Source organism: Micromonospora sp. NPDC005197 (genome assembly GCF_040608295.1).
In the GTDB taxonomy this organism is placed as follows: Bacteria; Actinomycetota; Actinomycetes; order Mycobacteriales; family Micromonosporaceae; genus Micromonospora.
The window spans coordinates 29,728-45,467 of the sequence record NZ_JBEXHY010000024.1 but is presented as its reverse complement, the minus strand read 5'-3'; the positions used below and the strand labels follow the sequence as shown (position 1 = coordinate 45,467).

Here is a 15,740-nt window from a genome sequence, read left to right as displayed (position 1 = left end):
CTGCGATCGTACGACCCCGCCCGCCACGGCCCGCGATCATGCAGGTCCAGCCCCTGATTCATCCCTGTTCAGGGCTTTCCTCCGGGCGCGACGGCGCACGATCGCGGGACGGTGGCGGTGCGGTCAGGCGACCTCGACGATCAGTTCGATCTCCACCGGGGCGTCCAGGGGCAGCTCGGCGACCCCGACGGCGCTGCGGGCGTGGCGGCCGGCCTCGCCGAAGACGGTGCCGAACAGGTCGGAGGCGCCGTTGATCACGGCGGGCTGGCCGATGAAGCCGGGGGCCGAAGCCACGAACCCGGTCAGCTTGACCACCTTGACCACGTTCTCCAGGCCGACCAGCGAGTCGACGGCCGCCAGCGCGTTGAGCGCACACCGCTGGGCCAGGTCCTTGGCCTGCTCGGCGGAGATGCCGGCGCCGACCTTGCCGGTCGCCAGCAGCTTGCCCTCGGCGATCGGCAGCTGGCCGGAGACGTAGACGTGCTGCCCGGACTGCACGGCCGGCACGTAGCTGGCCACCGGCGGCACCACGTCGGGCAGTTCGAGGCCCAGCTCGGCGAGCTTCGCGTGGGGGCCGTTGCTCATGCCTTGGGCCGCTTCAGGTACGCCACCAGCTGGTCGGGGTTGGGGCCGGGGACCACGGCGACGAGTTCCCACCCGTCCTCACCCCAGTTGTCGAGGATCTGCTTGGTCGCGTGGACCAGCAGAGGGACCGTGGAGTATTCCCACTTCTGCATCGCTGGAGGGCTCCCTCGTGGTGCGGACTTCGTCGGGCACAGCCTACGGTCCGCTGGCCGGACGAGGCGCGGGACGCTGCTCCGGCGTGGCCGGCAGCTCTCCACAGGGCCCCTGGTGCTCGTACCCCTGGGGGCAGCGCGACCGGTCGGGCAGCAGCAGGTCGCAGAAGACCCGGTGGCGGTTGTTCTGGTCGTCGGCGTTGGACACGGTGGTCTCGCCGGCGTCCAGCTCCGGTAGGAAGCCCAGCGACTCGGCGACTCGACCGGCCAGCAGGGTCGCCGAGGCCAGGTCGGGCACCCGGATCGGCAGGTGGATGACGAACCCGGGCTCGTCGTCGTCCCGCAGCCGCTCGCCGGGCCGGCTCGACCCCCGGATCACCTCCGGGGGCTCCGGAACCCGACGGTACGACCGCTCGTTGATGGGCAGGCTGCCGAACGGCCCGCCGGCCACCTCTCCCACGGACCCGGGCCGGCGTTGCCGCTCGTTCGTCGGGAACTGGGTGCGAGGGATGTTGTCCGCATCGCGCATGAACTGCCTCCGGTCGTACCTCTCGGACCACGCTTCCGGCCCGGACCATTCATCCGTTCCGGCCCCCGCACCGGACGAAGGTAGGTCCACGGCGACAGTCCCGCCAACAGGACGCGCACGATCAGTCACCGGCAGTCACATATGCGACAGATGTCGGGCAGGAATCCCGACTGCGAGTGATCTCACGGTCTGGACGTGCGCGCGATGCCAAGCACCGCGCGGTAGGGGCGACACCGAACCGGCGGCTGGCCGCTACCCTTCCGGTCGGACGGTCGCACAGCGCCCGGCCGCCCGCTCGATCTCGCTCGGCGCCAGGGGTGGCGGCCGGGCGCCGCACCCCCGGGGGAACGAGATGACCCAACCGCCCAGCGGCGACCAGGCCGGCCCGCGCGCTCTTCCGTCGGCGCCCCCGGATTCCGCCGGTCAGCCCGAGACGCCGACCATCCCCGGACAGCCCGGCCCGACGGCCTCCGGCCAGTCCGATCCGGCGCCCTCCGGCCAGCCGATCTCCGGGCAACCCGACCCGACCGCCCCCTTGAGGGAGTCCGACGGGGCGACCGTCCAGGAGCGTCCCGGCTCGCCGACCGCCACCCAACCCGGCCCGGCCGCCCAGCCCGCACTTCCCGGCCCGGCCGCACCTGCGGGCCCGTTCGCCGCTGCGGGCCCGTCCGCCCAGCCAGGCCAGCTCGCCCTTCCCGGGCAGCCCGCTCATCCCGGACAGCCCGCGCCGGGGGCGCTCCCCGCGCAGCCGGGCGTGCCGACCCAGCCCGGCCCGCCCGCTGGCGTCCCGCAGACCGACGACCCGGCCGGCACGCCGCAGTCCCCCGGGGCCCCGGGTGCGATCCCACCACCCCCGCCCGGCTACCCGCCGTACCAGGGCACCGTCGAGCCGAAGAAGAAGCGCGGCCTGCTGATCGCCGCCATCGCGCTGGTCGTGATCATGGTGCTCTGCGTGGGCGGCGGCGTCGTGGCGTTCCTGACCCTGCGCAACGCCGAATCCGGCGAGGGCGCGAAGGAGCCGGCGGTCGCCGTCGACGAGTTCCTCACCGCCGTCTACAAGGACCGGGACGCGACCAAGGCCGCCAGTCACGTCTGCGCCGCCTCTCGGGACGACAAGAAGATCGCGGCGAAGGTGGCCGAGGTGCAGAAGTACGCGTCCGAGTACCAGAACCCCCGGTTCAAGTGGACCACCCCGAAGGTCGACAACCAGACCGGCGACCGGGCCACCGTCTCCACGCGCATCACCATGACCACCGCCGACGAGAAGGTGGCCGACCAGGACCTGCGCTTCACTGTGGTGCAGAAGACGGGTTGGTGGGTCTGCGAGGTCGCCTGACCGGCAAGCCTGGATAGGCTCGACGGGTGCGTGCAGCTGAGCGGCCGTCCGACCCGGCCGGTACCGGATGGTCGGCCCGCCTTCACGTGGTGACCGGCAAGGGCGGCACCGGCAAGACCAGCGTGGCGGCGGCGCTGGCCCTGGCGCTGGCCGCCGGTGGCCGGCGCACCCTGCTGGTGGAGGTGGAGGGCCGGCAGGGCATCGCCCAGCTCTTCGGCATCGAACCGCTGCCGTACGAGGAGCGGCACCTCGCCGACACGCCGGACGGCGGTGAGGTGCGCGCGCTCGCGGTGGACGCCGAGGAGGCGTTGCTCGAGTACCTCGACATGTTCTACAAGCTGGGCGCGGCGGGCCGGGCCCTGCGCAAGCTCGGCGCCATCGACTTCGCCACGACCATCGCCCCGGGTCTGCGTGACGTGCTGCTCACCGGCAAGGTGAAGGAGGCCACCACCCGGACGTCGGGGCAGCGGCGCGCGTACGACGCGGTGGTGCTGGACGCGCCGCCCACCGGTCGGATCGGCCGCTTCCTCAACGTCACGGCCGAGACGGCGCGGCTCGCCAAGGTCGGCCCGATCAAGACCCAGAGCGAGGGGGTGTCCGCGCTGTTGCGCTCCCCGATGACCGCCGTCCACGTGGTCACGCTGCTGGAGGAGATGCCGGTGCAGGAGACGGTGGACGCCATCGCCGACCTGACCTCGCTCGGCTTCGGCATCGGGAAGGTGATCGTCAACGGCGCCCGACCTCCGCTGCCGGCCGGTCCGGCGGTCACCGCCGCGGAACTCCGGCGCGGCCTGGTCGCCGCCGGGCTGCCGGCCGATCAGGACATCGTGGCCGGGTTGCACGACGAGGCGCGAGACCAGCTCATCCGGCGCGAACTGGAGGATTCGCTCCGCGCCGACCTGGTGGAGTTGGGGCTGCCGATGATCGAGCTGCCGTTGCTGCCCGACGGGGTGGACCGGGCGGCCCTCACGGCACTGGCCCGCGCCCTCGTCAGCGCCGATTGACTCACACCTGAGCTCGGCACGGGCGCATGGACCGACGCGGCCCGATACGCTCGATTGGTGCCTTCCGAAGACGCGGCGCCGCAGCTGGACGTCGACCAGATCCTCGCCGACCCGGGCGTGCGGATCGTCGTGTGCTGCGGTGCCGGCGGGGTGGGTAAGACGACCACGGCCGCGGCGCTGGCGCTGCGGGCCGCCGAGCACCATGGCCGGCGCACGGTGGTGCTCACCATCGACCCGGCCCGCCGGCTGGCTCAGTCACTGGGCCTGACCGAGCTGGACAACACACCCCGTCAGGTCAAGGGCATCGACGTCGAGGCCAGCGGCGGTGAGCTGCACGCCATGATGCTGGACATGAAGCGCACCTTCGACGACGTGGTGCTCCAGCACACCGACCCGGCGAAGGCCGCGGAGATCTTCGCGAACCCGTTCTACCAGGCGATGAGCTCGACGTTCGCCGGCACGCAGGAATACATGGCGATGGAGAAGCTGGGCCAGCTGCATGCCCGGGGCGAGTGGGACCTGATCGTGGTGGACACTCCGCCGTCCCGCTCGGCGCTGGATTTCCTGGACGCGCCGGCCCGGCTGTCCCGCTTCCTCGACGGCCGGATGCTGCGTCTGCTGCTGGCACCGGCGCGCAGCGGCGGACGGAGCATGTTCAGCCTGGTCACGGCCTCGTTCGGGATGTTCTCGAAGGTGGTGCAGAAGGTGCTCGGCGCGCAGTTGCTCACCGATCTGTCCGGCTTCGTGGCCGCGCTCGACTCGATGTTCGGGGGCTTTCGGCAGCGGGCCGAGCAGACGTACCGCATCCTGCAGGCGCGGGAGACGGCCTTCGTGCTGGTCGCGGCGCCGGAGCCGGACGCGGTCCGGGAGGCCGCCTACTTCGCGGGCCGGCTGCGGGAGGAGAAGATGCCGCTGGCCGGCCTGGTGCTCAACCGGGTGCACCGACCGGTGGTCCCGGAGCTGGACGCCGAGCAGAGTGGGGCCGCCGCGGAGCGGCTGGCCGAGCTGGGTGGGCACGAGGCCACCGCCGACGTGCTGCGGGCGCACGCCGCGCTGGCCCGTCAGGCGGTACGCGAGCAGCAGGTGGCCGCGCGGTTCACCGAGGCGTTCCCGGCGGTGCCGGCGGTGTCGGTGACGGCGCAGCCCGCCGACGTGCACGACGTCGACGGGCTGCGGACGATCGGCGCGGCGATCGGCCGGTCGTGACCGGCGTCAGGTGGCCGCGCTGACGAGGATCTTGTCCTTGCCAGCCTTGTCCTTGCTGTTCTTCTTCATCGCTGCCTCGAACATCTTGCGCCAGCTCGTCACCTGTGGGTGCCGACGCAGCAACGCCCGGCGTTCGCGTTCGGTCATACCGCCCCACACACCGAACTCGATCCGGTTGTCCAGCGCGTCGGCCAGGCACTCGTACCGAACTGGGCAGCTCCGGCAGATCCGCTTCGCCACGTTCTGTTCGGCGCCCTGTACGAACAACGCGTCCGGGTCCCCGTTCTGACACGCCGCCAGCGACGGCCAGTCAGTGATCATGCCCATGTGTACACGTCCCCCCTTGCAGTACCTACCGACCTCGTTGCACGGCAGCCGGCAATTTCCCCCCGGTCGCCCGGCCGCCTTCCCCAAGGCGGTGCGGACGACATGTGGCGCTGTCGCCGCCATCATCATGCTCTGTAGTCGGCTGATTACGCAACGTTGTCGGCGAAATCCATCATTCCGGACACTCCCGGCTTCCCGGGCTCTCGACCGCCGGTTACCCCGCCGAGGTCGGCGAAAACGCTGCGGAGCCTCCGCCGAACGGTGGAGACTCGCGCCAGGTCACACGCAACCTCGTACGGGGGGTCATGCGTTTAGCACAACGAGGGCAGCGCACGCAGGAAATGGGGAAACAACGCCCCAGCGCCCCTCGTTCCCTACTCGCGTACCATGCCGAGGTGACCTGGATGCGGAAACGTGACCACAATGTGCTGACCAACGCCGCATCGCTGCTCATATGTGGCCTGTTGGCTGGCGTGGTGGTCGCTGCGGCGGCCTTCCCCGCGGTGGCGATGTCCGGCCTGGCCGCCAAGGCCGGCGCAGAGACATTCGGCAACCTGCCGACGGAGCTGACGGTGGCCCGCGCGCCACAGATCAGCTACCTGCTCGCGTCGGACGGCAAGACGCCGCTGGCGACGATGTACGACGAGAACCGCCGCGACGTGAAGCTCGCCGACATCTCGCCGTACATGGTCAAGGCCATCATCGCGGCCGAGGACCACGACTTCTACAAGCACAACGGCGTCGACATCAACGGTGTCGCCCGCGCGTTCGTCAACAACCAGAGCGACGGCGCCGGGCGTCAGGGCGCGTCGACGCTGACCATGCAGTACGTCCGGCTGGCCATCGCCTACTCGGCCACGCATCCGGCCGACGTGGTCGCCGCGACCGAGGACACCAGCGCCCGCAAGCTCCGCGAGATGCGGCTGGCCCTGCAGGTCGACAAGGAGTTCTCCAAGGACGAGATCCTGACCCGCTACCTCAACCTCGCCTCGTTCGGCAACGGCGCGTACGGCATCTACGCCGCCAGCCAGGTCTACTTCGGCAAGCCGCCGAGCAAGCTGAAGATCGAGGAAGCCGCGCTGCTGGCCGGCATGGTGAAGGCCCCGACGACCAACGACCCGACCACCAAGAGCGGCTACCCCCTCGCGCTGGACCGGCGTAACTACGTCATCCAGAACATGGTCGACACCAAGGCCATCACCCAGCAGGAGGCCGACGCCGCCAAGGCGGTCAAGCTGAAGGTGCAGGACAAGCGCACCCCGAACGGCTGCGTCGCCACAAACGTCAACAGCTGGGGCTTCTTCTGCGACTACTTCTACCGCTGGTGGATGCAGCAGGAGACGTTCGGTTCGACCTCGTACGACCGTGAGCGGCGCCTGAAGAGCGGCGGCTACACCGTCGTGACCTCGATCGACGTCCAGGCACAGAAGGGCGCGGACGCGGCGGTTCGCCGGGCCAAGAAGGAGACCAGCAAGGAAGCCGCCATGGTCGCCGTGGTGGAGCCGGGCACCGGGCGGGTGCGGGCGCTCGCGGTCAACCGGCAGTTCAAGCTGGACGATCCGAAGAACCCGAAGAACAAGATCTCCAGCGACCCGGCGAAGAGCAGGCGCGGCATCAAGGGCAACTACCCGGCGACGGTCAACCCGCTGCTCACCGGCGGCGACGGCATCGCCGGCTACCAGGCCGGCTCGACGTTCAAGATCTTCACCATCGTCGCCGCGCTGGAGAAGGGCATCCCGCTCAGTTATTCGTTCAACGCGCCGCAGCAGTTCAAGTCGGAATACATCATCGACAGCAGCAGCCCGGCGGCCTGCCCCGGCACCCACTTCTACTGCCCGACCAACTCCGGCAAGAAGGCCGGCGGCGTGCAGAACATGTGGAGCGCCTTCGCCCAGTCGATCAACACCTACTTCGTGCCGCTGCAGCAGCAGGTCGGCGCCGAGAACGTGGTCGACGTCGCCAAGCGGGCCGGCATCCAGTTCCGGGCCAGCAACGACGCCAAGTTCGCCGCCACCAAGGACTCGGCCCACCAGTGGGGCGCCTTCACCCTGGGCGTCTCCTCCACCACGCCGCTGGACCTGGCCAACGCCTACGCGACCCTCGCGGCGGACGGCAAGTACTGCGAGCCGATCCCGGTGCAGGAGATCCGCGACCCGGAGGGCAAGAAGCTCGACATCGCCAACCCGCGCTGCGAGAAGCGGTTCAGCACCGACGTGGCCCGCGCCGCCGTGGACGCCGCCCGCTGCCCGGTCGGCGACAACTCCAAGACCAGCAAGTGCGGCAGCAGCCGCACCGCCGCGGTCGTGAAGGGCATCGTCGACGCGCCGGTGGCCGGCAAGTCCGGCACCACCGACTCCGAGAAGACCGCCGCGCTGGTCGCGATGACCAAGCAGTACGCGGTGGCCGGCATCATGGCCGACCCGGACTGGCCGCAGACCAACGTCAAGATGAAGCACGCCGAGAAGGACGGCATCAACCCGCCGGTGTACGAGACGCTGCGGGACGCCATGAAGGGCAAGCCGCGGATCAACTTCGAGCCCCCGGGCCAGAAGATCTCCGAGGGTGACCAGCGCAGCATCCCGGACGTGAAGTGCCAGCCGGTGGAGACCGCCAAGTCCCGGATCAAGGGCGCGGGCTTCGAGCCGATCGTCTCCGAGGCGAAGGTCGCGTCCCCCTGCCCGGCGGGCACCGCCGCCGGCACCAACCCGGACGGGCGCACCATCAAGGGCGGCCCCGTCACCATCCAGATCAGCAGCGGTGGCGGCACCCCGCCGGACGGCAACAAGCCGGCACCTCCCGGTGGCACGCCCGGTCGACCCGGCGGCCGCCCGAACGGCTGAGCCGACGAGCAGGACACACGAACGGGCGGGCACCCACTGCGGGTGCCCGCCCGTTTTCGTCGGTCCGAACCGGCAGATCAGAGGCCGAGCTGTCGGCGTACCTCGGCGGCGACCCGACCGCCCTCGGCCTGGCCGGCCACCGCGGCCTGGGCCGCCTTCATGGCCGGGCCCATCTGGGCCTTGCCGGTGAAGCCGCCCGCGGCGAGCGCCCCCGCGACCAACTCCGTCAGCTCGGCGTCGGAGAGCTGCCTGGGCAGGTAGCGGTCCAGCACCTCACCCTCGGCGGTCTCCTTCGCGGCCTGCTCGGTGCGGCCCGCGTCGGCGAAGGCGGTGGCCGCCTCCCGGCGCTTCTTGGCCTCCTTGGTCAACACCGCGAGCACCTCGTCGTCGGTGAGCTCGCGCTTGGCCTTGCCGGCCACCTCGGCGGTGCCGACGGCGGCCAGGGCCATCCGCAGCGTGGAGGTGGTCAACTCGTCGCGCGCCTTGAGGGCGGAACGCATGTCGGCGGTGAGGCGGTCCTTCAGCGTGCTCATGGACGGTCAAACTACCCTGAACGCCATGCGAAAGCGCACACTATTCCGCCTCGCCGCCGGAACCGCCGCGGTCGGCGCGACCACACTCGCGTACGCGTCGCTCGTCGAGCGCAACATGTTCACCCTCCGGCGGTACGACGTGCCGGTGCTGCCGTCCGACGCGGAGCCGCTGCGCGTGCTGCACCTGTCGGACCTGCACATGATGCCCGACCAGGCGCGCAAGCAGCGCTGGGTGGCGTCGCTGGCCGCCCTCGACCCGGACCTGGTCGTGGTGACCGGCGACAACATGGCGCACCCGGGCGCGGTGCCGGGCGTGCTGCGGGCGCTGCAACCGCTGCTCGACTACCCGGGCGCGTTCGTGTTCGGCTCCAACGACTACACCGGGCCGGTGCTGAAGAACCCGTTCACCTACTTCCTGCCCGACCGGGAGTACACCGAGGGCGTCGACCTGCCCTACGAGGAGTTGCGTCAGGTGTTCACCGGCGCCGGCTGGGCGGACCTCAACAACGCCCGGACCACCCTCAAGGCCGGTGGCCGGCAGCTCGACCTGGTCGGCGTGGACGACCCCCACATCGACCGGGACGACTACCCGGCGGTGGCCGGCGCCGTCTCGTCCTCGGCCGACCTGTCCATCGCGCTGACACACTCCCCCGAGCCGCGGGTGCTCGACCAGATGGCCGCCGACGGCTTCGGCCTGCTGCTGGCCGGCCACACCCACGGCGGGCAGGTCTGCGTCCCGGGGTACGGCGCGCTGGTGACCAACTGCGGCCTGCCCCGCTCGATGGCACGTGGGCTGCACCGGTGGCCGGGGTCGGACTCCTGGCTGCACGTCTCCGCCGGCCTCGGCACCCACCCGACCGCACCGATCCGCTTCGCCTGCCCTCCGGAGGCGAGCATCCTGACCCTCATCCCCCGCTGACCTGTCGTGCCCCGCCCTCCCGGCCGCCCTTCCCGCCCGCCCTGCCGTCGCCCCCGCCTCGCCCCAAGATCCGCGCAGTATCGGGGATGTTGCTGCCTCGCCGTGCCGGGAGGCAGCAACATCGGGGAAGTTGTGCGGATCTTGGCGGCTCCGAGCGCGATTCGGCCGGGTCGGGCGGCGGGGGTACCGAGTTTGACCATCGGAGCGGGTGGGCTACTATTTGTCGGCACGCCTCGGGGTGTGGCGCAGCTTGGTAGCGCGCTTCGTTCGGGACGAAGAGGTCGTCGGTTCGAATCCGGCCACCCCGACCAGAGGTAAGAGGGCACATCCGCTCGACGGATGTGCCCTCTGCACATTCCGCGGCGTACGCCATTGAAAGATCATCAATCCGTTCGGGCGGCTCCCCGGCCGCCCGAACGGGGGTTGCCGCCCGTCAACCTCCCAGGGTTTGATGCGCTTGATCATCCGTTCAGCGGAGCGGATGGCACACGGGGAGGAACATTCCACTGTGATCAGATCAAGGCCGCGCCGTGCCGTCGTCGGCACACTCGCGCTGGCGATGGGCGTCAGCGGGCTCAGTCTCATCTCCACCGCGAGCGCCGCCGTCGCGGCACCGCACTACGACGGCCCGCCGGCCGTGCAGGTCGGCTGGACCGACTCGGCGACGCCGAAGAAGGCATACCCCATCGACAGCGAGACCAACATTCCGCTCGGCACCTGGCAGGACGACGCGGGCAAGAGCCACACCTCCCGGGTGTACGCCACGTACGACCTCTCCGCCTACGAGGGCAAGAAGATCTACGGCGCGAATGTGTTCCTCGACGAGCGCAGCGCCGCCGACTGCAGCAAACGGGCCGTCGAAATCTGGCGGACGAAGCCGGTCACCGCGACGCCGACCTGGAACCGGGCACCCGAACCGCTCACCAAGCTCGGCGAGGTCCTCACCCCGGTACAGTTCTGCCCTGGGGCCTCCATCACCTTCGACGTCGGCGCGGCGGTGCAGGATGCGGTGGCGCACCGGCAGCGTCACATCACCTTCGAGATCCGGGTGCCGGAGCAGTTCGAGAGTGACGCCTCCTACGGCCGAGGGCTGCACCCGTACCGCGGCGTCAAGTTGACCACCCAGTTCAACTCCGTGCCACAGATCGACAGCGCCCACCTCTACAACGGTGGTCTTGCCTGCACGCAACTGAAGCCGTATCCGCGCATCAGCGGGTTCGCCACGGTGCTACAGGCCGTCGGTTCCGACGCCGACGGGGACGACGAGCGCGCCGTCAAGACCGAGGTCGCCATCTGGCCCAAGGCCACGCCGGACGCTCGCCAGACGTTCATCGGCGAGCACGGCATCTCCGGTCGGGCCAACACGGTCAACCTGCCCGAGGGCACCCTCACCGACGGCGAGTCGTACGCTTGGCAGGCCCGGGTGACCGACGGCGCCGACACCTCGGCGTGGTCGAAGAAGTGCTTCTTCACCTACGACCGCACCGCGCCCGGCGTGCCGACCGTCACCTCGTCCAACTACCCAGCGGACGGCACCGGAGAGCATGCGCCGGCCGGCGTGCCGGCCGTCTTCACCTTCTCCGGCAACGGCAACAAGGACGTGGCCGGCTTCCGGTACTCCTGGCGCGGCCTGGGTGTCAACACCTGCTCGGCCAGCGGTGAATACGGTCAACTGGTCTGCTTCGATCCGTTCAGCAGCTCGGGGGCGGTCAAGGCGAACACCGCCGGTGGGTCCGCGACCGTGACGGTCAACCCGATCGGCTTCGGGCCACAGACATTGACCGTCCGTTCCATCGACCTCGCCGGCAACGTCTCGCAGACCGTCGAGTACCGCACCTTCGTGCCGTGGACCGCACCTGAGATCCAGGTGGAGAGTGGTCAGCCCGAGTGGGGGCAGGAGGTGGTGCTGAAGTTCGTACCGGCACCCGGTGTCACCGGCGTCCGTGAGTACGAGATCACCCTGGACGGCGGGGACCCGGAGAAGCGGCCGGCCCAAGAGGACGGCACGGGCTACTTCAGCTTCGTCGCCAACAGGGTGGACGGGCACAACATCACGGTCCGCAGCCTCAGCGACAACGGGTTCGTCTCACCGGAGAGCAACTGGTCCACGTACTTCGACCCCGGCCCCGGGGTGAAGTCCGACGTCTACTACTCGCCGGACGGTTCGCCGGTCGGCGGGGTGGGGGTCGAGGGCACCTTCACCTTCTCCCCGCCGCCGGGCTGGACGGACACCGCGGCCTACCGGTACAGCTTCAACAATGCCGAGGCGATCGAGGTGGCGGCCGACGCGAACGGCCGGGCCACGATCACCTGGACGCCGACCGCCAGCGGGTTCATGGACCTGACCGTCTACGCCGTCCGCGCCGACGGCACGCTCAGTGACTACCCGAACTGGTACTACTTCGACGTGGCGGCCTCCGCCTCCTGACGTACCCCGCGGGGGTGGCCACCGGTGTGGCCGCCCCCGCGGATCAGTCCTGCCGTTCGGTGCGCTCGATCTCGGTGAACGCGGCGGCCAGGTAGTCGTCCAACGGCACGCCCGTCACCGCCAACAGGTCGGCCACGAGTAGCGGGGCATGCCGGGCCAGGGCGGACGCGTCCGGCGGCGACTCGTCGCCGTCGGGGTCGTACACCCCGAGCGCTCCGGCGAGCAGGACGAGCACCACGTGCGGATCGACGTCCGACCGCCACCGCATCGCGTTCTGCACGCAGCGGGTCAGCACCTGGCGGATGTCGTCGCCGGCCAGCCCTTCCGGGTGGCTCTCCTCCAGCAGGAGCCGAACCACCGTTCCGAGCACCAGACCGGACCGGTCGTCGGCCGCGAGATCGGCGACCGCCTCGTCGTACGCCTGGTTGTCGCGCGCCTGGGCGGCGGCGACGGCCGCTGTGGCGGTCACCGCGATGGCGCGGGCGGTAGCGGGCAGGTGTCGCCAGGTGCCGGTCATCGGGCCAGCATCGCAGACCCGGCGGACACCGACGATCACCGTGGGGTTGGTCACCCGGCGGCCCGGGAACAGCGTCGCCGCTGCAAAACGGTTCGCGGGGCGTCACACCCACCGAACAGAATGCCGGACATGCTGCGTCGATCCCTGCCCCGTCGTCCGGAAGCCCGCCGGATGCTCCTCGGCACCCTGCTGTCGGCGATCGGGCGGGGCCTGACCCTGCCGTTCCTGTTCATCTACCTCACCGACGTGCGCGGGCTCACCGACACCCGCGCCGGTCTGGTGATCGGCTGGTACGGCGTCGTCACCCTGGCGTTGTCGCCGCTGGGCGGGACGCTTATCGACCGATTCGGCGCGCGCCGGGTGGTGGTGCCGTGCTTCGTGATCGAGGCGATCGGCACCGGTTCGCTGGCGCTGGTCCACTCGACCGGCTCGGCCCTGCTCGTGATGACCGTGATCGCTGTCGGCAGCTCGGCGATCTGGTCCGGGCAGAACACCATCCTCGCCTCGCTCACCGACGACGGTGAGCGGCAACGGGTCTTCGGACTGAACTTCGCGCTGCTCAACCTCGGCATCGGCATCGGCGGCATGACGTCCGGCGCGATCGTCGACACGGCGCGGCCCGGCACCTTCCAGACGATCTACCTGCTGGATGCGGTCAGCTACCTGATGCCGGCCCTGATCCTGTTGACCCTGCCCGGCGTCGGCCACCGACTCGGCCACCGCTCCGCTGGCGACGGGCCGTCGAGCGGCGGCTACCTGACCGTGCTCCGGGACCGCCCGTTCCGCCGGCTCGTGATCTTCGGTCTGGTCCTCACCACCTGCGGGTACGCCCAGGTCGAGGTCGGCTTCGCCGCGTACGCCGTGCGCGTCGCCGAGGTGAACCCCCGGGTGGTGGCTTGGGCGCTCGCGGCCAACACCGTGATGATCGTGCTCGCCCAACTGCTGGTGATCCGCCGGATCGAGGGGCGCAGCCGCACCGGCGCGCTCGCCGTGGTCGGGGCGGTGTTCGCCGTCGCCTGGCTGGTCCTCGGCGTCGCCGGTGTGATCAGCACCGGCAACGCCCTGGTGGCTGCCCTGTGCGTGGTGGCCTGCTCGGCGATCTTCGGCCTCGGCGAGACGCTGCTGTCGCCGGTGATGCCGGCGCTGACCAACGCGCTCGCCACCGACGAGCTGCGCGGCCGGTACAACGCCATGAGTTCGATGATCTTCGGGATCAGCGGTGTGATCGGCCCGGTGACCGCCGGCCCACTCATCGGCGCGGCCAACGGCATGGTCTGGGTCGCGGTGGTGGTCGGCGGCTGCCTGATCGCCTCGCTCATCGCGCTCTCGCTGCGCCGACTGCTCACCGTCGACCAGGACGGCCGCCCGACGATCACCACTCCCGCCCCGGCACCCACCCCCGTCTGACGACCCGTCCCGCGTCCCGCGTCCCTTGCAGCAGCGGCCGGTGCCCGGGGACGGGTCGGGCCCCGGAGCGGGTGCTCCGGGGCCCGATCGTTGCGGGGTACGCCGTCAGGCGGCGGGGACCTCGGCGGTGGTGCGGATGCGGTCGAGCGTCGGGGCGGAGACCGGCGACTTCGCGGTCAGGTACGCCACGAACGCGTCCAGGTCGATCTGGCCGGTGACCTGGTTGGTTCCGGCGGTGAGGGCGCTGAAGCCGTCGCCCCCGCCGGCCAGGAAGTTGTTCACCGTCACCCGGTAGGTGGCGGCGGTGTCGACGGCGGTGCCGCCGATGGTGAGGCTGCCCCGGACCACGCGGGTGCCGGCGCACGGGTCGGCGACGGTGCCGGTGGTGCCGGCCGGGTCGACCACATAGCCGACGGTCGACGACGGGTACAGCGTCCGGCCGGTGACGAACTGCTGTTCCAGTACGCAGTAGAGCTGCGCACCGGTCAGGTCGAGCGTCACCAGGTTGTTGGCGAACGGCTGTACCGTGAACGCCTCCTCGTAGGTGACCGGGCCGGCGTTGAGGTCGGCCCGGACCCCACCCGGGTTCATGAAGGCGGCGACCGCATTCTGCTCGTCATCGGTGGCGGCGAGCTGCGCGTCGGCGATCAGGTTGCCCAGTGGCGACTCGCCCAGGGTCGTACCGAAGAGGGTTTCCTGGGTCTTGGTGATCGCGGTGGTGGTCTCGCCGACCTGGCGGCCGGCGACCGGGCCGAGCACCGTCTTGTACTTGTCGATCAGGGCGGTCTGCTTCGGATCCTTGGCGACGTCGCGGGTGACCACGACGTTGTTCGCGGAGGCCGAGAGCACGTCCCCGGAGCGGCGGTCGATCTTCAGGTCGATGTCGGTGACCAGGCGGCCGAACGAGCTGGCGCTGGTGACCAGCTTGCCGTTGATGTTGCAGTTGTACGCCTGGTGGGTGTGGCCGCTGACGACCACGTCGATCGACGGGTCCATCCGGTTGGCGATGTCCACGATGGGCCCGGTCATGCCGACGCAGTCGTTGATGCCACCGGTCGCCGCCTGGGCGCCACCCTCGTGCAGCAGCACGACGATCGTCTCCACGCCCTTGCGGCGCAGCTCGCGGGCGTACCGGTTGGCGGTCTCCGCCTCGTCGGCGAAGGTGAGGCCCGCGACGCCCTGCTGGCTGACGATCTGCGGGGTGCCCTCCAGGGTCATCCCGATGAAGCCGACCTTGACGCCCTGCACCTTGTGGATCGCGTACGGCGCCATGAGCGGCTTGCCGGTGGCGGTCTTGAAGGCGTTGGCGGACAGGTACTGGAAGCCGGCGCCCCGGTACGGGGTGCCGTCGGCGCAGCCGTCGACCGGGTGGCAGCCGCCGTTCTGGATCCGCAGCAGCTCGGCGGCGCCCTCGTCGAACTCGTGGTTGCCGACGCTGGCGTAGTCCAGCCCGGCCATGCTCAGCGCCTCGATGGTCGGTTCGTCGTGGAACGCGGCGGAGAGCAGGGGGGACGCGCCGATCAGGTCACCGGCGGCGACGGTGATGGTGTTCTTCTTCTTGGCGGCGGCGCGCAGCTCGGCCAGGTGGGTCGCGAGGTATTCGACGCCTCCGGCGGTCTGCCCGGCGATGGTGCCGCTGGAGCCGCTCGGGGGTTCGAGGTTGCCGTGGAAGTCGTTGAGCGCCAGCAGGGTGACGTCGACCGGCTTCGGTCGCGCGTCGGCCTGCTCGGGGGTGGTGGCGACCGCGCCGAGCGCTGCCACCGCGAGCGCGGTCAGGCCGACAGCGGCCCGACGCATCCCGGGTATGGACATGGAACTCCTCGTGAGAATCGGCGCGTGCGGTGGCCGGCCTGTGGGTCGAGCGGCCGCCGTCGACGCCGTCGGAAGGATCGATCACGCTTGCGGGCGGTTGGGGCGTCGCCCGCCCGGCCAGCCTCTCATCCGGACGCTCACAGGT

Annotated in this window: 14 protein-coding genes and 1 tRNA gene; 8 read left to right on the top strand and 7 right to left on the bottom strand. The window is 70.7% G+C overall.

All coding sequences use genetic code 11. The features are described from left to right. Positions 1 to 123: 123 nt before the first annotated feature. Genes ABZU46_RS11700 through ABZU46_RS11690 form a run of 3 tightly spaced genes read right to left on the bottom strand, consistent with a single transcriptional unit; the run spans position 124 to position 1,266 of the window. Positions 124 to 585, bottom strand: a complete 462-nt coding sequence (locus ABZU46_RS11700) for a RidA family protein (protein WP_007466196.1) — start codon at positions 583 to 585, stop codon at positions 124 to 126. Further along, positions 582 to 737, bottom strand: a complete 156-nt coding sequence (locus ABZU46_RS11695) for a DUF4177 domain-containing protein (RefSeq protein WP_007466198.1) — start codon at positions 735 to 737, stop codon at positions 582 to 584. The genes ABZU46_RS11700 and ABZU46_RS11695 overlap by 4 nt, the downstream gene beginning before the upstream one ends. Before the next feature lie 43 nt (positions 738 to 780). Continuing rightward, a complete protein-coding gene (locus ABZU46_RS11690) occupies positions 781 to 1,266 on the bottom strand; it encodes a hypothetical protein (protein WP_354856521.1) in 486 nt (161 codons plus the stop codon). A gap of 754 nt (positions 1,267 to 2,020) precedes the next feature. Between ABZU46_RS11690 and ABZU46_RS11685 the strand changes: the two genes are divergently transcribed. Genes ABZU46_RS11685 through ABZU46_RS11675 form a run of 3 tightly spaced genes read left to right on the top strand, consistent with a single transcriptional unit; the run spans position 2,021 to position 4,812 of the window. Next, positions 2,021 to 2,602: a hypothetical protein gene (locus ABZU46_RS11685; RefSeq protein ID WP_354856551.1), complete on the top strand. Its 582-nt coding sequence runs from the start codon at positions 2,021 to 2,023 to the stop codon at positions 2,600 to 2,602. Between the two features lie 26 nt (positions 2,603 to 2,628). Then, positions 2,629 to 3,606 (top strand): ArsA-related P-loop ATPase, encoded by a 978-nt coding sequence (locus ABZU46_RS11680; RefSeq protein WP_354856518.1) that lies wholly within the window; start codon positions 2,629 to 2,631, stop codon positions 3,604 to 3,606. A 54-nt stretch (positions 3,607 to 3,660) separates the two neighbouring features. Continuing rightward, positions 3,661 to 4,812, top strand: coding sequence for an ArsA-related P-loop ATPase (locus ABZU46_RS11675; protein WP_354856516.1), 1,152 nt, complete (start codon positions 3,661 to 3,663; stop codon positions 4,810 to 4,812). Positions 4,813 to 4,818: 6 nt separating this feature from the next. Here the strand turns inward: ABZU46_RS11675 and ABZU46_RS11670 are convergent, their stop codons facing one another. After that, positions 4,819 to 5,139 carry a WhiB family transcriptional regulator gene (locus ABZU46_RS11670; protein ID WP_007466209.1) on the bottom strand — a complete coding sequence of 107 codons (321 nt, stop codon included), beginning with the start codon at positions 5,137 to 5,139 and terminating at the stop codon, positions 4,819 to 4,821. 404 nt (positions 5,140 to 5,543) lie between these two features. Between ABZU46_RS11670 and ABZU46_RS11665 the strand changes: the two genes are divergently transcribed. Next, positions 5,544 to 7,979, top strand: coding sequence for a transglycosylase domain-containing protein (locus ABZU46_RS11665; protein ID WP_354856514.1), 2,436 nt, complete (start codon positions 5,544 to 5,546; stop codon positions 7,977 to 7,979). Between the two features lie 77 nt (positions 7,980 to 8,056). Here ABZU46_RS11665 and ABZU46_RS11660 read toward each other — a convergent pair whose 3' ends face one another. Next, entirely contained in the window at positions 8,057 to 8,512 is a 456-nt protein-coding gene (locus tag ABZU46_RS11660; RefSeq protein ID WP_354856511.1) for a GatB/YqeY domain-containing protein, read from the bottom strand. Positions 8,513 to 8,537: 25 nt separating this feature from the next. On the opposite strand from ABZU46_RS11660, the gene ABZU46_RS11655 reads away from it, so the two are divergent. From ABZU46_RS11655 to ABZU46_RS11645, 3 genes are all read left to right on the top strand, one after another. Continuing rightward, a complete protein-coding gene (locus ABZU46_RS11655) occupies positions 8,538 to 9,431 on the top strand; it encodes a metallophosphoesterase (protein WP_354856508.1) in 894 nt (297 codons plus the stop codon). 234 nt (positions 9,432 to 9,665) lie between these two features. Continuing rightward, positions 9,666 to 9,742 (top strand) — tRNA-Pro (locus ABZU46_RS11650). A gap of 197 nt (positions 9,743 to 9,939) precedes the next feature. Further along, positions 9,940 to 11,859 (top strand): hypothetical protein, encoded by a 1,920-nt coding sequence (locus ABZU46_RS11645; RefSeq protein ID WP_354856505.1) that lies wholly within the window; start codon positions 9,940 to 9,942, stop codon positions 11,857 to 11,859. A gap of 43 nt (positions 11,860 to 11,902) precedes the next feature. On the opposite strand, the gene ABZU46_RS11640 is transcribed toward ABZU46_RS11645, so the two are convergent. Further along, positions 11,903 to 12,376, bottom strand: coding sequence for a hypothetical protein (locus ABZU46_RS11640; RefSeq protein ID WP_354856503.1), 474 nt, complete (start codon positions 12,374 to 12,376; stop codon positions 11,903 to 11,905). A gap of 129 nt (positions 12,377 to 12,505) precedes the next feature. Between ABZU46_RS11640 and ABZU46_RS11635 the strand changes: the two genes are divergently transcribed. After that, positions 12,506 to 13,783 carry an MFS transporter gene (locus tag ABZU46_RS11635; protein WP_354856500.1) on the top strand — a complete coding sequence of 426 codons (1,278 nt, stop codon included), beginning with the start codon at positions 12,506 to 12,508 and terminating at the stop codon, positions 13,781 to 13,783. Between the two features lie 105 nt (positions 13,784 to 13,888). On the opposite strand, the gene ABZU46_RS11630 is transcribed toward ABZU46_RS11635, so the two are convergent. Next, entirely contained in the window at positions 13,889 to 15,595 is a 1,707-nt protein-coding gene (locus tag ABZU46_RS11630; protein WP_354856497.1) for a bifunctional metallophosphatase/5'-nucleotidase, read from the bottom strand. Positions 15,596 to 15,740 lie beyond the last annotated feature (145 nt).